Source organism: Hoylesella shahii (assembly GCF_937990675.1).
GTDB lineage: Bacteria > Bacteroidota > Bacteroidia > Bacteroidales > Bacteroidaceae > Prevotella > Prevotella shahii.
The window spans coordinates 92,995-116,862 of sequence record NZ_CALKQY010000022.1 but is presented as its reverse complement, the minus strand read 5'-3'; the positions used below and the strand labels follow the sequence as shown (position 1 = coordinate 116,862).

General features: G+C 46.5%; 12 protein-coding genes. 8 read left to right on the top strand and 4 right to left on the bottom strand.

The annotated features are described in order from the left end of the window. The first annotated feature begins 17 nt into the window (after window positions 1-17). From QME03_RS02980 to mnmA, 4 genes are all read left to right on the top strand, one after another. Complete coding sequence (locus QME03_RS02980; RefSeq protein WP_281723410.1) at window positions 18-1,628, top strand: RagB/SusD family nutrient uptake outer membrane protein; 1,611 nt, start codon at window positions 18-20, stop codon at window positions 1,626-1,628. 25 nt (window positions 1,629-1,653) lie between these two features. Then, window positions 1,654-2,481, top strand: coding sequence for a hypothetical protein (locus QME03_RS02975; RefSeq protein WP_281723409.1), 828 nt, complete (start codon window positions 1,654-1,656; stop codon window positions 2,479-2,481). Window positions 2,482-2,486: 5 nt separating this feature from the next. Beyond that, window positions 2,487-4,184, top strand: coding sequence for a C10 family peptidase (locus QME03_RS02970; RefSeq protein ID WP_281723408.1), 1,698 nt, complete (start codon window positions 2,487-2,489; stop codon window positions 4,182-4,184). 370 nt (window positions 4,185-4,554) lie between these two features. Beyond that, on the top strand, window positions 4,555-5,631 hold the full coding sequence (gene mnmA / locus QME03_RS02965) for a tRNA 2-thiouridine(34) synthase MnmA (protein WP_274946937.1): 1,077 nt from the start codon (window positions 4,555-4,557) through the stop codon (window positions 5,629-5,631). Between the two features lie 173 nt (window positions 5,632-5,804). Here the strand turns inward: mnmA and QME03_RS02960 are convergent, their stop codons facing one another. From QME03_RS02960 to QME03_RS02945, 4 genes are read right to left on the bottom strand one after another with little or no spacing between them, the layout of a single operon-like run. Further along, window positions 5,805-6,824, bottom strand: coding sequence for a M64 family metallopeptidase (locus tag QME03_RS02960; RefSeq protein ID WP_274946938.1), 1,020 nt, complete (start codon window positions 6,822-6,824; stop codon window positions 5,805-5,807). Window positions 6,825-6,883: 59 nt separating this feature from the next. Then, window positions 6,884-7,795 (bottom strand): hypothetical protein, encoded by a 912-nt coding sequence (locus tag QME03_RS02955; protein WP_281723407.1) that lies wholly within the window; start codon window positions 7,793-7,795, stop codon window positions 6,884-6,886. Between the two features lie 45 nt (window positions 7,796-7,840). Continuing rightward, a complete protein-coding gene (locus QME03_RS02950) occupies window positions 7,841-9,562 on the bottom strand; it encodes a RagB/SusD family nutrient uptake outer membrane protein (RefSeq protein WP_281723406.1) in 1,722 nt (573 codons plus the stop codon). 23 nt (window positions 9,563-9,585) lie between these two features. After that, window positions 9,586-12,741 (bottom strand): SusC/RagA family TonB-linked outer membrane protein, encoded by a 3,156-nt coding sequence (locus tag QME03_RS02945; protein ID WP_281723405.1) that lies wholly within the window; start codon window positions 12,739-12,741, stop codon window positions 9,586-9,588. Between the two features lie 1,872 nt (window positions 12,742-14,613). Between QME03_RS02945 and QME03_RS02940 the strand changes: the two genes are divergently transcribed. Genes QME03_RS02940 through QME03_RS02925 form a run of 4 tightly spaced genes read left to right on the top strand, consistent with a single transcriptional unit; the run spans window position 14,614 to window position 23,868 of the window. Beyond that, window positions 14,614-17,613 carry a SusC/RagA family TonB-linked outer membrane protein gene (locus tag QME03_RS02940; protein ID WP_281723404.1) on the top strand — a complete coding sequence of 1,000 codons (3,000 nt, stop codon included), beginning with the start codon at window positions 14,614-14,616 and terminating at the stop codon, window positions 17,611-17,613. A 14-nt stretch (window positions 17,614-17,627) separates the two neighbouring features. After that, window positions 17,628-19,235 carry a RagB/SusD family nutrient uptake outer membrane protein gene (locus QME03_RS02935; protein ID WP_281723403.1) on the top strand — a complete coding sequence of 536 codons (1,608 nt, stop codon included), beginning with the start codon at window positions 17,628-17,630 and terminating at the stop codon, window positions 19,233-19,235. Window positions 19,236-19,279: 44 nt separating this feature from the next. Then, the gene (locus QME03_RS02930; protein WP_281723402.1) at window positions 19,280-21,001 is read left to right on the top strand and encodes a BACON domain-containing protein; all 1,722 of its coding nucleotides are present in this window, start codon (window positions 19,280-19,282) and stop codon (window positions 20,999-21,001) included. An 11-nt stretch (window positions 21,002-21,012) separates the two neighbouring features. Continuing rightward, window positions 21,013-23,868: a S8 family serine peptidase gene (locus QME03_RS02925; protein ID WP_281723401.1), complete on the top strand. Its 2,856-nt coding sequence runs from the start codon at window positions 21,013-21,015 to the stop codon at window positions 23,866-23,868.

Sequence of the window (23,868 nt, the reverse complement as noted above, 5' to 3'; positions counted from 1 at the left end):
ACATTAATGAATTTAGTATGAAGTCTTTTAATATAAAATATTCAATAGGACTGTTGATACTTTCAACACCTTTGCTATGCGGATGTATAAGGGAAGTGTTTCCCTCTGATGTGGCTACCACCACACAATTGGCCCAATCGCCCGATGCCACAGAGTTTCTTGTGAGCGCTATACCCACAACAGCCAAGTCTATTTACAATGATCATGTGTCTTATTCGTGGGGATTGGGTGGCATTATGCATATCCGCGACGTGATGACCGAAGACCTTGCCACACTTTCTAACCGCAATTGGGACTGGTTTTGGTGGTGGTCGGAGTGCACAGATATAGGTGCACCTTGGATGTGTACACAGTATGTTTGGGAATGGAACTACCAATATGTGCAGGCAACCAACAATGTTATCAATGGCGTTAACCCCGATGTGGCCACTGATATGCAAAAAGCTTACCTCGGAGTGGCATACGCTAATAGGGCAATGATCTATCTAGACATGGCTCGTATGTACGAATTTTTGCCTAATAAGGTGACAAATGGGCGCAACGAAGCAGGAATTGATGTTACCAATCTCACTGTTCCCATCGTAAAAGCTGGTATGAAACAAGACGATGCACGTCAAAATCCACGTGCCACGCGCGAAGAAATGGCAAAATTTATTGCCTCCGACCTGGACGAAGCTGCTAAATATCTGCCTCTATTGGTGAATACGCGCAATAAAACTTTCCCCGATGTGGCTTGCATCGAAGGTCTGCGCGCACGCTTAGCCATGTGGCTTGAAGACTATCCTGCAGCCGAAAAACATGCTCGATTGGCTATTAATGCAGCAAGAATTAACCCCATGACCAAAGACGATTGCCTCAATGTGGCCAATGGTTATAACCAAATTGAAAAGTGGATGTGGGGCGTTCAGTACACAGACCAAGACGATGCCGTGAGAGATGAATGGCTAAACTGGACCTCATGGATGTGTAACGAGACGCAATATGGCTATGCCAGAAAGGGCGCTTTCCAACTAATTGGCAAGCGTGTGTACGACAGAATTGCGAACACCGACTTTAGAAAACTGCAGTGGAAAGCACCAGATGGCTCGCCTTTGGCCGACCAAGTGCCTTTCTTAAAGCCTGCCTACAAGCAGAGTTTGCCTGCTTATGCCTCGTTGAAATTCCGTCCTAACCAAGGTAATGATGAGGCTTTCAAAATAGGAGAAGCGTCGGCTTTCCCCATCATGCGTGTGGAAGAGATGTATTTTATCGAAGCCGAAGCCGCTGCACATCAAGACCCTGCAAGGGGAAAACAGTTGGTAGAGAACTTCATGAAGCAACATCGCGACCCCTCTTATGTTTGCAATGCCACTGCGAAAGACGCCATTGTGGAGGAAATTGTGTTCCAAAAACGCATCGAACTATGGGGAGAAGGACAAACGTTCTTCGACGTGAAACGACTCAATTACTCTGTTACTCGAGGATATGAAGGCACCAACTTCGAACCTACCGAACGAATTAATACCGACGGAAGGCCTGCTTGGATGAACTTCGTTATCGTTGACCAAGAGGTTATGTCTAACCCCATTCTGAACGATCACAACAATCCCGACCCCTCTGGACTATATAAACCTTGGACGGGACATTGATTATCAACCAATAAAGATTATGATTATGAAATCCATAAAAAGCAAAATAACAGGCATGTTGGCGTGCGCCAGCTTGCTGATGTGTGGCTGCGTAGAAAGTTATGAGTATGAAGCTGCGTCGCTCTCTGGCGAAGGTAATGCCTTTATTGTGGGCAATGCCGTTACCACTTTGGGCTTCAAACCAGGCGATGCACTTACGTTTAGCGTAACCATTCAGCGCCCCGATAGCAGCGAAGCAGGCACTGTACACCTTTCAACAACAAGCAAAATCGTTACGCTGCCCGAAGGAATAAACTTTGCTAAGGGCGAGAAAAGCAAGACCGTAACCCTTTCTTTCCAAAGCCAAGAGGCTACAACCGATACCGTGAAGATTAGCGTGGCACCCGCCGACGCTTCTAATTACGGCGTTACATCGGCCACCTATATCCTGAAACATTATAAGGTGCGTCATGTAGATTATGTGTCGGGCTGGTTCGAAAAAACCTGGAACAACCTCGAAATACTGGAAGCTGGCAACGGAAACTTTAGCTTGTCTATCCCACTTAATGATGCTAACAACAATGCTTTCTTGCCTATCGAAATTGTTAAGCATACCGATGGTAAGGTATTTGTGCGCCCACAGGATGTGTATGCTTCGCGAAGCAACAAGGGAGATGTGCTGATGCTGCGCGTGGTGGGCAACTGGACAGGCGACGCCAGTAGGCTTTATAACGATGCCGACATTGCAAATGCTAGCACCTATGCTGGCAATTACAATGCCAACGACGATGCTTTCGAACTGAATTTTGCATGGTATGCCCCAAATTACGGTTGGTGGGGATGGAACGAAGAGAAGTTGTATTTCCTTGATTAATGCGTATGGAGAAACTTCTCATTGCAGCGTTATGCTTCTTTTCGCTTAGCGCAAAGGCTGCTACACGCACCGAAAAAGAGATGAGCCAGGCAGCTTGCCAGGCTCTCTCTGCCTTGTTTGTACCCACGTTACGGGCCAATGGCATGCCTCAAAAGGCACCTTCTACGATGCAAAAACTATATGCCGACGACCAATTGGCTGTGTATGGAGCGGCTCAAGGGGGCTATGCACTGGTGGCTTATAATGATGAATGGCCGGCAGTGTTGGCCTGTTCGCCCCATGATTTCGCAGGTGTAAGTGCTTCTTTGGCATGGTATATGGAGGCGGTTAAGCAAGCAATGGCAGCCAAAGTGCCATCGGAAGCAGGTCTGCCTGCAAGCTATGGCTACGAAAGTGCTGTGCAACCCTTTGTAGAAACGCACTGGGGACAGACCAAACCCTACAACCAACTATGCCCAGCCAATACGTCGGGCGAGCATTATCTCACAGGATGCGTGGCCACGGCTATGGCACAAATCATGAGATACCATGGTTATCCCGCTCATGGCAAAGGAACAAACACCTATGGGTTTACTCCTCATGGCGAAGCGGGCACGGGTTATAACATCACAGTTGACTTTAGTGCGGCTTCGTATGATTGGAAAAACATGCTTGCCTCTTACAAAAAAGGCTATAATGCACAGCAAGCAAAGGCCGTGTCAACACTGATGTATCATTGTGGCGTATCGGTTAGCATGCAGTATTCTATGACTTTCAGCGGCGCTTTTACAAGAGAAGCGCGCGAAGCATTTATCAAACACTTTGGTTATGACGAGGGAGCGAACATTTGTACGCGCGACTTTTACTCGGCAAACGAATGGATGCGCCTGGTGTATGGTGAGCTTAATGCCCGCCGTCCCATATATTACACGGGCGTAGACAATAACGCTGGCGGTCATGCTTTTGTGCTTTGTGGTTACGATGCGCAAGGTCGCGTGTGGGTTAATTGGGGATGGGATGGCAACGATGATGGCTATTACAACATCGCTTTGCTTAATCCTGGCACCCTTGCTTTCTCTTCTAGGCAAGACATGGTTATCGGAATTAGTCCTAAAAAGGTGATGGAACACGAGTCGCACCTATGTATGGACCAGCCGTTTACTGTAAGTAGAGCCGGTAAAAACGTGTCGATAAACGGAAGTAATGTTATTAATCGTGGCGGTGCTCCCTTTGTTGGGCGTGTGGCTGTTGTGATGCAGAAGAGCAATAAGCAACTGTTGCTCTGCTCAACCAATATCACATCGCCTATAGCTAACTACGACCATCAGTCTGTTTCGTCGCTCTATACTGTGCATTCTATGCCTACTGGCATCGAAGATGGTGTGTGGCGCGTGTTTATGGGGTCGCGTGATAGCGAGGATAAAGATTGGAGATTGGTGCGCCATTGGAATGGAAACCAGAACAATTATAACAGTGCGATGGTTACTATTCGTAGCGGTCGTATCGTTAATGTGTCGCAAGAAGACGACGATCGATGGTTTACCACTGGCATAACGGCGCCTCGCGCCGAGCCTTCTGCCACTTCTGCCACGCGTGTTTACGATATTGAAGGGCGTTTGGTATTAACTTTGCCCCACGGAGGTTACACTGCTTCCACGCCATTGCCTGGTAAAGGTATGTTTATCATCAAGCAAGGCAACCACACATGGAAGGTGTTTAGATAATCATTGCTTTTATTGCAAGGCGCCAAATGCTCTGCGCAACATCTGCTATAACGTGCCCTTTATGTGCCAAAAGGTACATATAGGGCGCGTTTTGTTTATAGAAGTGTTGTTGCTTGCTAGGGTAGGGGTGTGAAAAATAGGGCAGACGTATTGTCTATACCGGTTCTTGTTGGGTTAATTTGCTAGGTTTAGGGCTGTTTATCTCGTAAAAGGTGCTAATAATAACATTCAAAACGAGTTTTAAAGCACAACTATTTATGGCCTTTCTAGTGGTGTAAAGGCACAAAAGCGGTGTGTATCACATTGCCCAATAGCGTTAAACCTACATCAATAGATGGTAATAAGCTGATTTTTAACTAACTTTGCAAGCATGAATATCGAAGAATTGCAAGGAAAAAAGATAGCCGTGCTGCTCTCGGGTGGCGTGGATAGTTCGGTTGTGGTGTACGAGTTTAATCGGCTTGGACTGCATCCCGATTGCTTTTATATCAAGATTGGTCCTGAAGAAAACGAAGAATGGGACTGCTCTTCTGAAGAAGATTTGGAGATGGCAACGGCTGTAGCCAAACGTTTTGGGTGCAAACTAGAGGTGGTTGACTGTCATAAGGAGTATTGGGAGCAAGTAACGCGTTACACCATGGATAAGGTGAAGGCCGGATTTACGCCCAATCCCGATGTGATGTGCAATAGATTGATTAAGTTTGGTGCTTTTCACGAGAAGCGCGGACACGAATACGACCTCATTGCTACGGGACATTATGCCCAAACAGAATGGATTGAAGGCAAAAAATGGTTGGTTACAAGTCCCGACCCGGTGAAAGATCAGACCGACTTTTTAGCGCAAATATACGATTGGCAGTTGCAAAAAGCCCTCTTCCCCATAGGGCATTACCAAAAAGGAGAGGTGAGAGAGATTGCCGAACGCGAACATCTTATCAATGCAAAACGCAAAGATAGTCAGGGTATTTGTTTTCTTGGAAAAATCAATTACAACGATTATATCCGCCGTTTCTTAGGCGAAAATCCTGGCGAAGTGTTGGAATTGGAAACCGAAAAGAAGATTGGCATGCACCGCGGACTATGGTTTCACACCATCGGTCAGCGTCATGGACTGGGCTTTGGCGGTGGACCTTGGTATGCTGTAAAGAAGGATGTGGCGCGTAATGTGCTTTATGTGAGCAAGGGTTACGAGCCTGCTACAGCTTATAAACAAACTTTTAAGGTGAGCGACTTGCACCTGTTGACAGCTCCGCTTGACGACCTTGACATCCGATTTAAGATAAGACACACACCCGAATATCATCGTGCGCGACTCGAACCGCTAGCCGAAGGTGGCTATATGGTGCATGCTGAGACGCCCATGCAAGGCGTTGCGCCAGGTCAGTTTTGTGTAATCTACGATAAAGACCATCATCGTTGTTTCGGTTCTGCCGAGATTTCGTGGTGAGTAATGCCCGCTAAAGCTGGCGTTATGGGCCGTAACGTCTAGCACAAAGAACATATTGGCCTTAACAAAGCCCAAAGTGGCAAACGTTTTCACGCCATGTGCAATGCCAACCATGATAGAGGCATTGCGCATGGCGTGAAAACATATTGTTAACGGCCCGTTAGGCCTTGCTTTTACTTTTTGTCGAAGGCCACAAACTCTTCGTAAGTGGGTGTTCTACCCGTTGCAACTTCCATCACCTTATTATAAATGGCACGTCGCGAGGGCGCATTAAATTCGGTGCTTTCGGTGTCGGTGATAAGCATAATGCTGCTTTCTGTGGGTCGCCACACGCCCGTTGCATAGCGAGCACCGCCACCTTCGAAGAAGCCTAAGCCCTGATTAGCATAACGCGGGTCGGCTAAGAACTGGGCCCAAGGTGCTTTTGTGGGGTCGGTAGTTGTCGAAATGTTTGTCAACCAGCCCAAAGTATGGCCATAACGATAACGCTCCAATCCTTCGGCATCTATGGCAAGGTTCTGCAAGTCGTATTCATCGTCGAGCTTACCAATGGCATGTCCAGCCGTTTCGTGTATCAGAGTGTAGCGAAAATAGTTGCCGTCAACGCCGCCATAGAGTGTGGTATAGGCACAGGCCAGCGTAGAATTCCAGTCGTGCCAGTAGGTAATACCACCCGATTTTGTAGTATTCATCACCACGCTGATAACCGAGTTCTCCTCTTTATAGCCAGGAACGGTAGAGGCATAGAGCATTGTTTTATAGTCCAGGTTATCGTCGTTTACAAATCCGCACACCTTGTTGGCACTACTAATAGCACTACCTAGGGCCGTAGCACCATTTAAGTCGCTGCTTAAAGAAACCTTTTGCACCACATAGACATTAAAATAAGGACGCAACGACTTCATTGGTTCGAGTGAAAAGAGATGTTCGGCCGACTTTTTCATCACCTCATCGTAGGTTCCGTTTTTAATCATATCAACGGTAAAACCGTCTCCCATGAGGATGATATTGTATCCATTGCCTTTGGTTGCTGTTTGCAGTGTGGTTACTTTGCCATCAAGTGCCACGATATCGTCGGTGTTTCTTGTTAGTGCCGCTTGCTCTTCGTCGTCGACACGCTCGTTACATGCCGCGATTGTTAGAGCAAAAGCGGTAAGCAAGATATAAGTTAAGTATTTGCAGTTGAAATGCATAAGAGATGTTTTAGATGTTAAAGGGGTGGCGACAGCATGCGCCGTCACCACCCATTTGTTTATTTAAGTTGGAAATATAGGTACACCCAGCTGTCTTCTGAGTCGTTGCTATACTTGGCATAGTTGATATAAATCTTACCCCAAGTGCCGTTAGACGAGTACGATGAGTAGTCGGGACCACCATAAAGTACAAGTTCTTTGATTGAAGGTTCGCTTCCAGTGTTGCCCAAAGGATACAACTTGTAGGGTTGTAGGCGATTGTTGATAAGCTTATGGAAATAGAATGTGTATCCGCCTTCTAGCGAAGCGTCGGGCACGATGCTCGCTTTAGTCCACGAATCGCTTTTAACGGTGAGCACACCCGCTGAACTAGTGTTAAGCCAGAGGTTCTCTCCCGAGTGCATAAAGTCTTTGATGAAGAAGTTGTTGTTACCCAAATCCATCAGCGTTTCTTCCCAATAGTTAAATAGCGAGCGGCCATTAGAGCCGTTAGCCATCCAAAAATCGGCCTTCTTTGCTTCGGGGAAGTTGAGTTGTCCAGAGAAAACAATTCCGCCATCGAGTTTAGAATAGGGGTCAACCTCCTTCCCTTCCAGTTTCACTTCGTACTTAAACACATCTTTCAATTGCACTTGTTGCGGTGCTTTGATGTTCAGTTCAGCCAGCGAATCGCCCGCAGCGAAGGTCACCGAAGTAGGAATTTCCAGTCCTGTCGATTGCGAAACAACCTTCACAGGCATGTTCAGTTCAGCGCCAGCATTGTTTCGTTTAAGAATAAGTGTGGCTGTTCGTTCGTTGGCATTGTCCAAGTTGAGCACGCAAATGGGGTTGTTGGTGTTGGTGAAATGCACCTGTTGGCATCCGCTAGCCACCTCAGGCCCCGGTGTATAGTCGTCTTTATTAGTGCAGGCGCCCATCAATGCCGTTGCCACCAAGGCGCCTAACAAGCCAATATGCTTGAATGTCTTCATGTCAAATCGTTGTTAATTGTTTTGAAAATCAATGATTAAAAGCTGTTATTCGTGAACGTTCGTTGGGTTGGGATTATTAACGAGGTTCTCGTTGTACATCGTTTCGTAGTGGCTTAAGCAGATATTCATGCGCGGAGCCACGTATCCAGCCTTGGTGTTAAACTGATAACCCTCGGGATGGTTCGAACCATCGTAGCGTCTGATAACGGGTTTCTCCAGGCGTTTATAGTCGAAGAAAACAATACCTTCGCCCCAAAACTCGATGCGTTTTTGGCGTAATATCTCGTCGTTAAAGGCATCCATTGTTGTGGCATTGCACTGATAAGAGCCATCGTCGTATCTGTAAGTGTTCAGATAGTTGGTTAAAGCTTGCTTGCCAGCCTCCAAACCCTCGTAATGTGCTTTGGCTTCGGCCTCGATAAGATACATTTCTTCGGCGCGCATCAAGGGGATATCTACAGCAGCACCCACCTTATAGTTCTTCATATCGCCACTTCGTGGGTGGAATTTCAGTCCTGTATAAGCAGGTAACTGTGCCCATTGTTCGGCCGAAAACAGTGTGGTGTACTTCGAAAAAGCCGATGCGTTGCCTGCGTCTGCAGGGGCAATCCAGGTATTTTTGCGCCAGTCGCCTGCCTCAATAGTTTTGTATAAGGCAGCATCAATTTCGCGGAACGCTTTATATTCGAGGTTGTTTACACCGAAAGTGTTTTCAGACGACATGTTTCCAACAAAGTTTTTCCAGTTCCAGCTAGAGCCATTGGTCATATCGTTCGAATTGATTTGCACTGCCAACAGCCATGCTTCGTTGGCCGTATTAAAGCCCGTTGTGCTGTTAAACCATTCTGCTTTAGTGGTTGGGCGATGGCCTTGCGATATGGCTAGGCGAGCATATTGCGCTGCTTTTTTAAAGCAGTCGTTGGCCGATGTGATGCCCAGTTTGTTGTAAATGGCCAGTGCTTCATCGTTTTCATGACTGATTTGCGCTTGCAGGTCGGTGCTGCTTTTCTCAAATCGCGAACCCATTTGCAGCCACAAACGCGCCTTCATACCGAAGATAACGCTTTGGTCAATCATGTTAGCGCTTGTTCTTTTATATCCTTGCAGATACTTCTCGGCTCGGTCAAGGTCGGTCATGATAAAGCGATACATGGCGTAGAAGGGTGCTCTGGTGTCTTTTGTAGCCTCCTGTTGCGTGGTAAACTCAGTACGAATAGGTACTGTTAAGCCGTATATCTTGTCTGCTTCGGCTTTGCTGTCAAGCTGTGTAAAGCCAGTCTTCTTATATTCGTAGGCGCAAGCCATGTCGTAATAAGCAAATGCACGATAGCCAAGAGCGTTGCCCACATAAGCTAATTCTTCGGCAGAAGTAAACTCGGTGATGGGTACAGCGCCTAACGTAAGGTTGCATTTCTTAATGAGTTCGTAATAGAATGGCCACCAATCAGTAGCCACATAATATTCGGGGCCCAGCTGATGGTCAAAACCTTCGTCTTGATAGAAGTCGTAAAGCGTGCTGTACACGGGTATCTCGGCACCCATCGTCTCTCTATCCATGGCCAAACCGGCATATCCATAGTGTCCGTTTCCGTTGCCCATGCGTAAGAAAGCTCCAGGTATGGCTTTGCTTAATGCAGCTGCCGAGTTGTCGGTTTCTTTAAGTTGCTCTTGCGTAAAGCCTTGTCCGGGGTACACTTCTTCAAGACAACCTGTTAGTGTGGGTACTGCCAGACCTAGGAATATGATGCTTTTAATGAACTGTTTCATAAATGTGGTTCCTTTCTTTGTTCTTAGAATTTAACAGAGATGCCGGCAGATGCGGTGCGCATTGGCGAATAAGAGTTGTCGTAAACACTGCCATCGAGTGAGGTTCGTGGGTCGAATCCCTTGCGTTTGCCCCAATAGGCCACATTGTCACACGATAAGAAGAGGCGCAAACTGCTTAATTGCAGTTTCTTAACAAGCTGTGCGGGGAAGGTGTAGCCCAGTGTAATCGACTTGAATGTGAGGGTGCTAGCATCCACCAAGAACCTATCCGAGAAGGCCGAAGTGTTGAGGTCGCCGTATTGGAATCGAGGAACAGTGGTGTTGGTGTTCTCGGTCGACCAGGCATTGAGCAGGTCTTTGTGGTAGGCTTGTGGTGCGATAGAAGGTTCGGGGTTGCGCATCATGCCTTCGTATCCGCTGTCGTAGGCTTTTCCTCCCAACGAGTAAATAAAGTTAACGTTGAGGTCGAAGCCGTAAGCGCGTAGCGAAGTGCCGAAGCCACCATATACATCGGGATGCGGACTGCCACCTAGATAGTAGTCGGCCGAGCTGTAATCGGTGGTTGTTTTCATGTCGCCTGTGGTGGCATCGGTGTAATACCATGTGCCCAAACCTTGTTCGTTTACACCAGCATACTTCTTAATATACCAGGTGTTGATGGGTAAACCCTCGCCCACATAACGCGAACTGTTGGCATAACCCGCGTGTCCTTCCTTCTCCATGGTTTTGTTTTGTTCGGGAAGGTAGCTAATATTGTTGTGGTTGTGGGTGATGTTGAAGTTCATTGCCCACGTAAAGGACTTTGTGCGAATGAGGTCTGCATCGAGATTTAGCTCCACGCCGCGGTTCATCATGTCGCCAACGTTGTCGTAATAACCATCATAACCCAGTGAAGGAGGCACCGAGAACCACAGCAGCATGTCGGTGGTTTTACGCTGATAATATTCCACGCTACCCGTTAAACGCTGCTTGAAGAGTTCGAATTCGAAGCCCAAGTTCATGTTGGTGTTGGTTTCCCAGGTGATGTCTCGTTTGCCTTTGTTGCTGAATGCCAACGAACCTTCGCCGTTGACGGCCGAAAGATTGTAGAAGTCTGAGTAATAAAAGTCGCCGATGGCGTCGTTTCCTTGCTGTCCAAAGCTGGCTTTAAGCTTCAGCATGTCCATCCAAGTGGGTTTAAACCACTTTTCTTTTGTAAGAATCCACGCACCACCAAACGACCAGAAGTTACCCCAACGGTGTGAGGGATGGAAGCGCGAAGAACCATCGCGACGGAACGATGCCGATGCGAAAAGCTTATTGTCGTAGTCGTATTGACCGCGGAAGAAGAAGCCTTCAATATTATAGAAGTTCTTATAACTATTGGTCGACACCAGCGAAAGCGCACCAGCGAGTTCGGTGTTCATCTTAAACGCAAAGATATTGTTCTTTCTGCCAGTAAGTGTGGTGCTGGTGTTGCGTGTAAATTCGTGTCCAAGCAATGCCGAAACGGTGTGTTTGCCAAAGGCTTTGCTATAGTTTAGAAGTTGTTGCGTGTTGAAAGCGAAAGTGCGATAGTGCGAAACGCCCACCTGTCCGCCACGTGTTTTGTCGAAGCCGTAGTAAGGATTAGAGGCGTCGTTGTCGCGGTTTTCGGTGTTATAGATACTCACGTTGAGTGTAAGTTTCAGGTCTTCGATAAACGAAATATCGGTATATCCCTGCATTCCATACGAGTTGCTGCTATTGGTCGACACGTTTAGGCGGTCGTCTTGCAAGGGTGCTTCGTTCAAAAATATTTCTCTTGTTACGCCGTTTACCGCGCCATTACCATAGTCATACATGTTTCCGTTGCGGTCTTGCAGAATGTTGCCTTGTCCGTCGCGCAGATATAGGGGGTAGATGGGTGGTATTTGGTGGGCTGCACCGAATGCATTACCCGAGGCATTAGATTCAGAATGAGTGTAACTAATGTTTCCTCCCACCGTCATCCATTTGCGTGCTTGGTATTCAGACTTAAGGCGAGCCGAGTAACGCGTGTAGTCCGACCCATAGCAGATACCATTATTCTTCATATAACCCAGGCTAGCGTAGGTTTTAAACACATCCGTTCCACCATTAATACCAATATTATATTCTTGGCGGAAGCCCTTTCTCAAACCCTCTTTCTTCCAGTCGTCTGGATAAAGCAGATATTCTTTACCATTGTGTGTAACGATATTGCCAAGCGTGGCATGCGGGTTGAGTTTGCCGTTTTGGCCAATCAGATATTCGCCAGTGGGCACACTATATAGAATACTGCCCAAACCGCCCTCGCTACCACGTTTATACATGGTTTGGTTAGCCTTGATATAAGCCGAATAAGCATCTAGCCCATCAGCGTTATGAAATTTGTTATAGATGGATTTAAAGAACAATTCATAATATTGTCTGGGGTCGCTAACGGTTTCGTAATCCACTTTTGCGTCTTCGTTATATCCCCATTTAGCGTCAACAGATATGGTGGCTGTTCCGCGTTTTGCCGTTTTTGTGGTGATAAGGATAACACCATTGGCGCCACGAGCACCATAAAGCGAGTTAGATGCGGCATCTTTTAGCACGCTGATACTTTCAACATCGGCTGGGTTGATGTCGCTGTAATAGCCAGCATAAGGCAAACCATCCACCACGATTAGCGGACTGTTGCCTGCGTTGAGCGAACCAATACCACGAATTTGTATGGTAGGCGAGGATGAAGGGCCATTGCCTTCAATCATTTGAACGCCCGATACCTTACCGTTTAATGCCGATAAAGGGTTGTTTACTTGTCGCTCGGCAATCTTGTCTGCATTAACAACACCAGCCGAACCCGTAAATGCTTCGCGCTTTTGTTTACCGAAAGCCACAACGATAACGTCGTCTATTTGTTTCGAGTCAGACTTCATTACAATGCGCATTTCGGGCTTAATCTGTGTGGTTACGGGCAGCATACCAATATACGAAACCACTATTGTGCGTGCAGTTCGCGGTACATTGTCGAGTGTAAACTTGCCATCTAGGTTGGTAGCCACGCCAAGCGTTGTGCCCGTAACCTTTACCGAAGCACCGATAATGGGTTCGCCAGACTCGTCTACCACTGTTCCACTGACCTTCATTGTCTGTGCCGAGGCGAAGAAGGCCACCAAGCACAAAATCATTAATGTTGCAGTTCTTTTAATCATAGAGTAAAGTCAATTGTTAATAGTATGCGTTATGTTAGGCTTTAGGTGTATTCTAAAATGCTCCCCACATCTTGTTTTGGGCCCTTTAATAGGGTGTCGCTTCAATGTCTTTTTGCTTTTGTCAGGCAGTTCCACTCGCTTTCTTTGCTATTTGGCTTGCTGTATTGGTAAAAAGTAAGTGAAGTCTGTTTGGCGTTCAGTCAAAAGGCTTGTTGAAGGTGGCTTTCAGAACCACCAAAGGCTAAATTAAATGTTTCGTTCTTTGATGGCAAATGTAAGTAATTTCCATTATAAGTGCAAATATTTTAAAAGAAAAAAGATAATAAGTGGAAAATTGTTACAGGCTGTAATTAAAAACGTATTCTTTGGAAGATGTTTAATCTCAACGAATTAGCCGTTTGTTAGGGCGCACAATTCATTATTACTTGGCTTTGTTGCTCGTAAATGTAGGGGCTAACAACGGTGCTGTGCAATGCTTGCGCTGGGTATGGAGGGGAGGGGGATGTAAAGGGGTAGTCCTTTAGTGGGTGCTTTAGTGTTTGCACACACCAATATGCGCGCGCATTCTATTTTGTACTTGGTGTCTTTCAGCTATATTTCATATCGCCAGTGGCAGCGTGTTTGATGTTCGTTCTTATTGAAAGGTGTGTGGGGTGTGGGGTTTGATTTGTTAATTAAGTAAACAAACTTTACAAAACATGCTCTCTAAGTCAGTCTATTCTAAACCAAAAGAGCGGGTAAAACCTATGAAAAACGCTCTCGAAGAGCAAAAACAACTGCCTGTTTAGAGCGATTTTGCTCCCCGTTTTTGCTATTTACTATGAAATTGCCTTTCTATTTTGAGAAAAATAGCGCCAAATTTGCGTTGCGTAAACAAACATTTTGTCCCTAAAAAGTAGAAATTCGTTTTCTAATAAGTACCATTTTACCTTGCTAACTCCAGCAAAACACCTTGCGTTTTGCTGCATATTACCATGCGTTTTGCTGCATATTGCAGTGTTATTTGGTGCAAATAGCACTAACTTTTTGTTGCGAAAATGCGGTTGTTTGTGTGTTTGTGTTTTATTTGTGACAAATAACAGTACAAAAAGAAATTAAAAACAGATTATTCGTGACAGTCTTTTGCGGAGTTAGAAATCCATTATAAAAAGGAACTTTTTTACCGATGCGCAGGCGCTAACGTGGCAAAAATAGTTGGTTTAGAAGCCTTTAAAGGGCTATTTTTGCTTGTTTTACGTGTAAGTAGCACAAAATCAGCGGGTTATAAACTTTCGAAATACGCCAGAATTTCGGAGCTTCGCCAAGAAAATTTATAGCGATGGCACTCATAATGTTAAATTTTAGTACAAATAATTTACAATTTTATTTCGTGCTTTGCTGTTTTATCTTCATCAAGGCGCAACACGAGTTATAGTTTTACTCGTTGTTTAGAAGCATAAGTATTAAGAATGTAGCTTTAGTAGTCGTATTTATTGTTGTTAAGTTCCAAATATAACATTGTTTTTGGTTCATCTTTGTAGCTAAATAAGTAGATGTATAATGTCCTATTTTGTTTCTGCAACTACCCTTTAGTTGTTTGGGGTTCTGTCTTTTGCATCATATAGGCTTGCATTTTCCTGTTTGTAAAGATTGCAAATACTATTAAATACAATACGTAAAATATGCAAAATTGCTGCATTTATTAACTTATTTAGTCAAAAAGGCCTGCAATTCAGAAAAAATGAATATATTTGCAAAATGATATAAAGTATTAGACTAGATATCAAAGCTATTAGAATAAGATTAATACAAGACCTAAGCATTTTCCACATAACCTTGTTATGGTCGCGTAGGTACATGCATAAACTATAATCAACCTAGATAATTGCATTTATGAAAGTAAGGATTTGGATGTTGACCCTTTGTTTGTTAACTGGCTTAAGTCAGGTTTTAGCACAAACGATAACAGTAAAGGGCAACGTCGTAGATGAAAACGGGGAGGCCTTACCAGGTGTAAGCATCGTCCCTAAGTCGGCTCCTAAGACGGGCACCGTGTCTAACATAGACGGTAATTTCTCTATTAGCGTGCGAAGCGGAGAAAAACTCACGTTTAGTTTTATGGGTTATAACAGTCAGGAATTGGCTGCTTCGGCGCAGATGAAAGTGCGCATGCAGCCCTCAGACCTCATGCTAAACGATGTTGTAGTGGTGGGTTACATGGAACGTAAGGTGGCCAACACCTCGGCTTCGGTGGTAAAGGTAAGCGCTAAAGACCTTGCCATGAAGCCTGTTGCCAACCCCCTAGACGCTGTTCAGGGCAAAGTAAGCGGTTTACAAGTGTTTTCTTCGTCGGGCGAACCCTCTGCTCGTCTTTCAATGGCCTTGCACGGACAAGGCTCGTTGGGTGCAGGTACGGGCTTACTGATTATACTCGACGGTATGCAAGTAAGCATGAACGTGTTACAATCCATGAATCAAAACGACATTGAGAGCGTTCAGTTTCTTAAAGACGCGGCAGCAACCTCTATTTATGGTGCACGTGCGGCCAATGGTGTGATGTATGTAACCACCAAACGCGGCCGAACAGAGACGCGCCCCACTGTAAATCTCAGGGCACAATATGCTGTTTCGTCGTTGGCTAACACCGATTATTTCGACCAATTGATGTCGGGACCAGAGCTGTTGCGTTATTATCAAGAAACAGGTATCTACACCCCAGCCGAGATTGCAGCCTTTAAAGAAAATTATTTTAAGGAAACCGACTTTCAATGGTATAAGTATGTGTATCAGCCTGCGCCCATGTACACGGCCGATGTGTCGGTGTCGGGTGGCACAACAGGCGTGAGATATTACCTCTCGGGTGGTGCATTGAGTCAAGACGGATTGCGTATGGGCTCGAGTTACAAAAAGGTTTATGGGCGTATTAACCTTGATGCCAATCTAGCCGAATGGGTTAAGGCCAACGTAAACACACAAGTGTCGTATGATGATACGCAAGTTTCGCCCTTCGGAAGCAACAATGCCGTGGGTGGCGGACTAGCAGCTATGAACGCTCCCTTTGCTTCTCCCTACGACCCAAACACGGGATTGGAGTTGGAACGTGTGCCTTTGCTCGACCTTTCAACGCCCAAGCACGTCATCTCTACCAATCCTGCCAAGACCAATGCCTTCATACTCTCGGCCAATGGTAGCCTAACGCTCACTCCTATAAAGAACCTTACCATCCGTTCGCTCGCTGGTTTGGAGCTAAATTATGGCGATAGTCGTTCGCGCACCTTGCCAAGCTATTACCGTGCATATGGCAATGGCAGTTCGCAACGTGCCTATTCAATGGCTTCTAACGTCACCCTAACCAACACCGTGGCCTACAATATTGGTTTCGACGACCATCATATCACGGCATTGCTAGGTCACGAGTACACCAATTATAAAGACGATGGTTTCTCGGCATCAGGTTCGGGCATCCTCGACGATCGCCTTTACCTACTCAATAACGCCACCCAAAGCAAGTCGGTAGGCGAAGACACCAACAGTTATGCCTTTCTATCGTTCTTCACCCAGTTGTCTTACGACTTCTCGGAGCGTTATTTTGTCGATCTCGTTTTGCGAAACGATGCTTCGTCTCGCTTTGGTCGCAACAAGCGCAACGGTCTATTCTGGTCGTTAGGTTTACTATGGAAGGCCAAGAGCGAAAGCTTTCTAAAAGACGTTTCGTGGCTCAACGAACTCGACTTGAAGGCTAGTTATGGTACACAAGGCAACTCTTCCATACCGCCTTACAGCACTTCGTCGTATGTAGGAAAGGTGGGACAGAAGAAAGGTGGCATGAGTTTGGGTTTCGTTAGCCTTGGAAATCCCGACCTGGGATGGGAACATCAAAGCAAATTTACTGTAGGCGCGAAGGCTCGTTTGTTCAATCGATTGGATGTAAACCTAGAATACTACAATCGTATAACCAGCGATATGCTTTTCGAAGTGCCTTTGCCCTATACTTCAGGACTACCTGTGAGCAGTGCGGGTTATGCTACTCGATACGAGAATGTGGGACGTTATCTAAACCATGGTGTAGACTTTCAAGTCAATGCCGACCTTCTTCGCGGTCGCGACTGGGGCGTTTCGGCCAACATTAACTTCAACTATAACCGCGATAAGGTGCTAGAACTGTTCGAAGGTCGCCAATCATGGCACGAGCCAGGCGGACAATTGGCCTACATTGTGGGCAAACCCATCACCTTTGTTTTGCCCCTTTATAAAGGCGTTAACACCCAAACAGGTGTGCCCGAATGGTATAATCCAGGAACAGATAAAGACCAAACGCGCCGCGACGACAGCGATGTTGTGTCTGAATATACCACAGCATTGAACCAAAACACAGGCGTTAGCGCCTACACACCCTTTACTGGAGGATGGGGAATATCGGCCTATTGGAAAGGATTTTATGTTAATGCCGACTTCTTTTTGGCGCTTGGCAAGCACATGATTTCAATGGATAAGCAGTTCTATGAAAACGATTACCACGTGCGTAACCGCGAAGGCAACTACAATGGCTCGCGTAAACTGTTTGATTATTGGAAGCAACCAGGCGACAATACCGAATTTCCATCGTTGGATTGGGTGCGTCAGGCCAATCACCAAAGCACCTATCTCGACTCTAAGATGCTGGAAAACGCCTCGTTTATGCGCCTTAAAAACTTTACATTGGGCTATGATATCCCTCGAAAGAGCCTCGGAAAGCAGAACATTGTGCGCTCGGCAAAAGTGTTTTTTACTGGTCGTAACTTGCTAACATTTACTAAATTCCGCGGTATCGACCCCGAAGTAAACCGTAATGTTTCGTATGGCGTTAATCCCAACACCAAGCAAATGAGCGTGGGTGTGGAGATTGGACTCTAACAACTCACACAACAATGAACACGAATATGAAAACAACGAAGATATTTTTATGGACACTCGCGCTCGCAGCCATGCTCCAAGGGTGCAATCTCGACCGCGAACCAGCCGACTATATAGACTATAACAGCGCTTATCTCAACATGCAAGACGCCGCTAAATGGGATAATGGCATCTATTCAACACTTCGCGGCAAGTTTGGTGGCGGGTATGTGCTGCCACAAGAGGCACAAGCCGACATGTTAAACGCACACGCCGCCTTTGGAAACCTTTATGGTGAGTTCCACGGATGGAAGGTTTTGCCCGAAAGTAACGTGCTGCAAGAAATCTACCACTCGTATTATTCGGCTCTCGTTGATGTCAATGTGGTGATAACCAACCTGCCAAACCTCAATGTTAGCGAAGCAGAAAAGCCTCTGAAAAATCAGTATTTGGGTAACGCTTACTTCGCTAGAGCCTTTTATCACTTTAACTTGGCTTTGCGTTGGGGTACTGTTTACGATGCTGCTACGGCCAATAAAGACCTTGGAGTGGTGCTGGCGCTGGTGCCAGGCGACCTGAATAAGCCCAAACGAGCCACTAATGAGCAAACCTATAAACAGATTTTAGACGACCTCAACGTGGCCGAAACATTGCTATCTGGCGTTGAAACCAAGGTGGGCAACAGCGAAATAAGTGCCGATGCCGTGCGAGCACTTCGCGCTCGTGTGTATCTTTATATGGGCAATATGGACAAAGCTTATCAAGAAGCAAAGCAATTGGTAGACCAAAACACTTATCCGCTTATTGCTCCTTACGTGTCTACACTCAACAGTGAGGGCAAAATCAATCCTCAAGAGGATGCTTTTGCACAGATGTGGTTTTATGATAAGGGTACAGAACAGATATGGCAACCCTACGTAGCAAAAGAAAACGAAGTGCCAACAGTAACTCCTCTCTATGGCGCCGACCTCTCTACAACTACTTATTGGGATGAAAGCAATCGTTCGAGTATGGTAGGCGACTACAATAAACCGCCCTATGTACCAACGCGCGAGGTGATAAACGACCTCTTTGCAAGTGAAACCGACCATCGCGCACTGGCACTTTTCGAGTTTGTTAATACCACGGTGAACGATAAAAACGCATCAACGCAGCTCTATGTTGTATCTAAGTTCAAAGGCAATCCCAGCTATTCCACCCTCAATTCCACACATTGGGGAGGTTATGTTCCTAACGGCAATCAGGCTCCTAAGCCTTTCCGCATTGCCGAACAATACCTCATCGTGGCCGAAGCTGCTTATAACTTGGGTAATGTAGCCGATGCTCAATACTATCTTAACATGCTAAGAGACTCGCGAGGGGTGCCTACAACCAGTGCAACGGGCAACGAATTGTACGAAGAAATCAAAAGCGAACGTGCGCGCGAATTGGCTTTTGAGGGCTTCCGTCTTTGGGATTTGCGACGATGGAAACAAGGCTTTAGCAAGCGTTCGTACCAAGGTGCGCAAGGTTATTACCAAGTTCCAGCCTCCTTCTATGCTGCAGGCTTTAGAGTAAATATTGCTCCAGACAACAAGATGTTTGTGTGGCCGTTCCCCGAAAACGAAGTAAGAATAAACCCCAACATCGTACAAAATCCTTGATGTGATAAGCAATGAGACATAAGCAAACAAAAAACACAAACGCTATGTATAAGAAAATAAAATTATGCGCGCTGCTCATCGTGGCATTGTTGGCTGGCGCATGCCAAAAAGATCTTATCTTGGGCGGCACCGAAAGCATCGTTCAAGGCGAGGCACAGACCTTTACACTCAAGCAAGAGGGCGAAACTAAGGCCGTGAATATGGCTACACTTGGCGACGAATGGCAAGTGGAAACGGGCGCTTACGGTGCTTGGCTCACTGCAAAGAAGGTGGGACAAACGCTCGAACTCACCGCCACAGCCAACGATGGCGCTGAAGAACGTCGTGCCGAAGTGGTGATTAACACGCCCAATGGTAAACAAATGTTCGATATTACGCAGTTTGGCACCGACCCCTTCATCGCTGTTGAGGGTAGCAATGGCACGGCAATCTTCAACCATGAAGCGCATTCGGGCGTTGAACTAAATGTTATTTCTAACTCGGATAATTGGCGAGTGCAACAGGTGGACAAGCAAAATAATAGCTGGTTAACCTATGACGTCGACCTCAAACAACGTAAGTTGAGGCTTAACCTCTCCGCTATTGAACGCAATAGTCAATGGGCACAGACCAGTAGAACCGAGAAACTGTTTCTCTCTAACGGCAATAAGCACTTCTTACTCAACGTAACTCAAAACGGATTTGTGCAGTTCCAAATGCCTGTTTGGGACATCGAGAACTTTGATTTGGCACGCGTCACCGAGCTTGAAGCACAAAGAAACAACAGCCGCGATAAAACTTTCGAGATTGATTCGCTCATGCCTTTCAAGGAAGATAGGGATAAAATATACTACGCTTTCCACTCTCCAGGCGAACAATCACCGCGAATTTTCTACATGCCTAACTACGAAAGCAAGAAGATTTACAATGCTTGGCTCAAAGCTCCTAAGGGTCAAACCTTCCAAAAAGAGTCTTTCGACCCCTGGTTAAAGCAAAACAACTTTAAGCTTGGCAACAAACAGCGAGACGAAACCGAAACACAATACTATTGTGAAGAAGAAAACGTAACCCGCTTGATGCATGTTTACAACGACCCCAACAACTTTAAAATGTATGGAGGCATTTATAAAAGTGCCTGTATGAAGTATGTTGTGTCTTCTAATAGTATGATTGTGGGCAGCAATGGCCGTGCAACTTGCTTCCCTGTGTTCAATTCTAGTCGTTTACATAATAAGAATTTCAAACTTCAAGAGGTGATTGAATTTGAGAAGAAGCGTGGAATGAAACCCGACTTCAACAACGAATTCAACGATGAGAAAATCACAACCACCACCGAAGACCCACTTTGTCGATACTCACGCCTGCTTTTCGTTCCCGAAAATGCTAGCTACGAACCCGGCTCGCTGGCTAATGTAACTTATTATTTCAACTGGCAAGGAGCCACACCCGAAGACTTAGATGCGGGTTTGGTACCCGATGTTGAACTCAGTGGTACTGTTGGCTTATGTCATGTGTTCTATATGGGTGGCGATATCCTATATAAACGCGAGCTAGAAGGCACCCCTGGCGTGTACGAATGGTACACTTACACCTTGCCCGTTAGCACTAGAAACGTTATCGAAGATAAGGGGTACACCTATTTCCGCGGTGATGATAATGGCTTTGTTACTTTCTTCCGTGGCGAAGAAGACCTCATCGACATGCGCCCACAGCAAACGAGAACAGTCATTACTTATTATAAGAGTAAGCACTATGTAGACCAAATCAAGAAGACTCTCAATCTCTAGACCCTTATTCAATGAAAAAGTTCAATAATAAATATGCTTTGGCAGCCTGCATTACGTTGGCCGTTGGCCTCTTCTCGGCTTGCAACGACGACTTTCTTTCAGGGCAAACCAACCCCAATGCTGCACAAAATTCAGACAATGATGCCTTTCCTTGGCAACCAGGATTGGCCTTTATTAAGCTGAAAGCTAACGTTTCGCCTAGCACGCGCGCTGCAACGCAGAGTGTAACACGCGCTAAAGTGTTCGATAACTCGAATGTAAAGGTGGAACAGGTGTTTGATATGACCAACGATTATGCCAACCTTAAACGAGCTAGAGGCCTCGATAGATGGTTCGTTGTGAAGTTTGATAGCACCAAAAATGTTGAAGATGTAATCAACGAACTACGCCACGACCCCGCCATTGAGAAGGTTCATGGCAATGTTCAGGTTGCTCCTGCTAAGGTGAAATACACCTCGGCCACGCGCAGTCCCATCTCTCCACGCCGGCTAAGACCGGCTAACGATGGTACTGGTTATCTGGGTTTCACCGATCCCTACCTGAAATACCAGTGGCATTACACCACTACCAACAGCGTATATGCCACCTTTAAGCCGGGTGCCGACATCAATCTCTTCTCGGCTTGGCAAAAAGAAACGGGCGACCCCAATGTGGTTGTGGCGGTAATGGACTCGGGTATCGACTTCGAACACGAAGACTTGGCTGCTTCGGCATGGCAAGGTGTTGACCCTTCTACGGGTGCTACCATCCACGGACGCAACTTCTATGCGGCCGAAACAGGCAATGGCGACCCCAATGTGATTATTCCTGGAGGGCACGGCACGCACGTTGCAGGAACTATTGCCGCACGAAACAACAACGGAACAGGTGTTTGTGGCGTGGCTGGTGGTAACGGTGATGCCAACTCGGGTGTGCGATTGATGAGCTGCGAAATATACGGACGCGATGGATATAACCAAACGGCATCTACTGCTTACATCGTGAAAGCTTTCGAATTTGCTGCCGAAAATGGTGCTTCGGTTTGCAATTGCTCGTGGGGTTACGCCTTCGACCGCAACAAATATCTTAACAACGAGCATTTTCAAAACATCTTTAAAAAGCAGTTCGACTTGCTTAAAGAGGGCATCGACTATTTTACTGACATCGCTGGATGCGACCCTCAAGGCAACAAAAAACCTGGTGCTTACATGAAAGGTGGACTGGTGGTCTTTGCTTCGGGTAACGATTCGCAATACGATATCGACATGATTCCTGCTTGTTATCCGCGAGTAATGGCCGTGGGCGCATTTAATAGTATGGGCGTTCCCACCGACTATATGGATAAAGGCACATGGGTAGACTTGCTTGCACCTGGTGGTACCACCAACGCGGGAGAGGTTACAAAGGGCGTTTTGAGCACTGTGCCCGCCAATTTCTACCAACTTACCACGGGCGAATACCCCAATACCGACTTTACTTTGCCCACCGACTACAATTATGCCTACGCTCAAGGCACGTCGATGGCTGCCCCACACGTATCGGGTGTGGCTGCTTTGGTGGTGTCTAAGTTTGGTAAAGACAATCCCAACTTCACAAGCGAAGACCTTCGTAACCGACTAATGGGGGCCGTAAAGACCAACAGTCCCTATGCTGTTAAGACCGATGCCAACCTCGCAGGTAAAATGGGCGTGGGATATATTGATGCCGATTTCGCTCTTTCAGACCCCGAAACGCTGAAGCCCGAAACGCCTGTGCTTAGCGTTACGGATTGGTCTGCAGATGCTACTCGTGGATATTACGACGCTCAAATCACATGGAACGTCACCGCCGATGACGATGCTCTGAATGCCGAACGCACCGCGTTTGCCTATGATATATGGCTATATAAAAAGGCTGATATGGCCAATCCCGTGCTAAAGGTTACGCGTTATTCGTATGATATGACTGTGGGAACGCAGATACAGCACGATTTCAATGGACTTGAAACGGGGGTTGACTATGTTGTGAAGATGGTTGCACGCGACCGCTTTAACAATCTCTCGCCCGAAGTGATGGCTAATTTCACCACCCGACTGAACCATGCCCCTGTGTTTGGGGCTACTATTGGCGACACGCTGCGCCTACTCGACACGCAACCTTACTTCCATAAGGTGCTACCTGTGAACGATGAGGATGGACATACTTGGATTTACAACACCACCGAACTGCCACGAGGCGTTGAATTTAAACGTGTGGGCAATGCCTTCGACTTGCTTATCAAGGTGGATAAAGCGGGCTTGTACAGCTTTGATGTTACGCTTACCGACCAATTGGGTGGTCAAACGCTTCAGAAATTTGTGTATAAGGTGGTGGCTCACACTGCACCGCAACTCGTTAACACGCTGAGCGATGTGTCGCTTTTCGAACAAGGCGATGCCGCCCAAATCAATTTGGCCAACGTTTTTAACTCTATGAGTGGCGCCGAACTGCAATTCACTGCCTCGTCTAGCAACGAAGGGGTGGTGAAAGCCTCAACAAAGGGCTCGCAACTCATTCTTGAGTCGGGCAAAAGGGGTGTGGCAACCATTACCATAACGGCCATCGACGGTGGCAAACGCAGCTCCACCACGCTGCAAGTGCGTGTAACCGATAGCAATGCGCCCGATGTACACGCCATCTATCCCATACCAGCGCACAGCTATCTCAAGGCACTGATGCGTAGCAATGTGGCACAAGTGCAGGTTATTGTAACCTCTCTTCGTGGTGAAAAACTCATCGACGAAACGCTAACGCCCAATGCCACCACGAAAGAAGTTACATTGGGCATCGACCGCCTTGCGCCTGGCACCTATTACCTGCTGCTCAAAACCGAGCGCATAACAAGCAAACATACTTTCATTAAGAAATAA

Excerpts from the sequence above, each read along its gene's own strand:
- QME03_RS02935 (WP_281723403.1), top strand. The coding sequence starts at position 17,628 with ATGAACACGAATATGAAAACAACGAAGATATTTTTATGGACACTCGCG.
- QME03_RS02975 (WP_281723409.1), top strand. The coding sequence starts at position 1,654 with ATGAAATCCATAAAAAGCAAAATAACAGGCATGTTGGCGTGCGCCAGC.
- QME03_RS02930 (WP_281723402.1), top strand. The coding sequence starts at position 19,280 with ATGTATAAGAAAATAAAATTATGCGCGCTGCTCATCGTGGCATTGTTG.
- QME03_RS02970 (WP_281723408.1), top strand. The coding sequence starts at position 2,487 with ATGGAGAAACTTCTCATTGCAGCGTTATGCTTCTTTTCGCTTAGCGCA.
- QME03_RS02925 (WP_281723401.1), top strand. The coding sequence starts at position 21,013 with ATGAAAAAGTTCAATAATAAATATGCTTTGGCAGCCTGCATTACGTTG.
- mnmA (WP_274946937.1), top strand. The coding sequence starts at position 4,555 with ATGAATATCGAAGAATTGCAAGGAAAAAAGATAGCCGTGCTGCTCTCG.
- QME03_RS02980 (WP_281723410.1), top strand. The coding sequence starts at position 18 with ATGAAGTCTTTTAATATAAAATATTCAATAGGACTGTTGATACTTTCA.
- QME03_RS02950 (WP_281723406.1), bottom strand. The coding sequence starts at position 9,562 with ATGAAACAGTTCATTAAAAGCATCATATTCCTAGGTCTGGCAGTACCC.
- QME03_RS02960 (WP_274946938.1), bottom strand. The coding sequence starts at position 6,824 with ATGCATTTCAACTGCAAATACTTAACTTATATCTTGCTTACCGCTTTT.
- QME03_RS02955 (WP_281723407.1), bottom strand. The coding sequence starts at position 7,795 with ATGAAGACATTCAAGCATATTGGCTTGTTAGGCGCCTTGGTGGCAACG.
- QME03_RS02940 (WP_281723404.1), top strand. The coding sequence starts at position 14,614 with ATGAAAGTAAGGATTTGGATGTTGACCCTTTGTTTGTTAACTGGCTTA.
- QME03_RS02945 (WP_281723405.1), bottom strand. The coding sequence starts at position 12,741 with ATGATTAAAAGAACTGCAACATTAATGATTTTGTGCTTGGTGGCCTTC.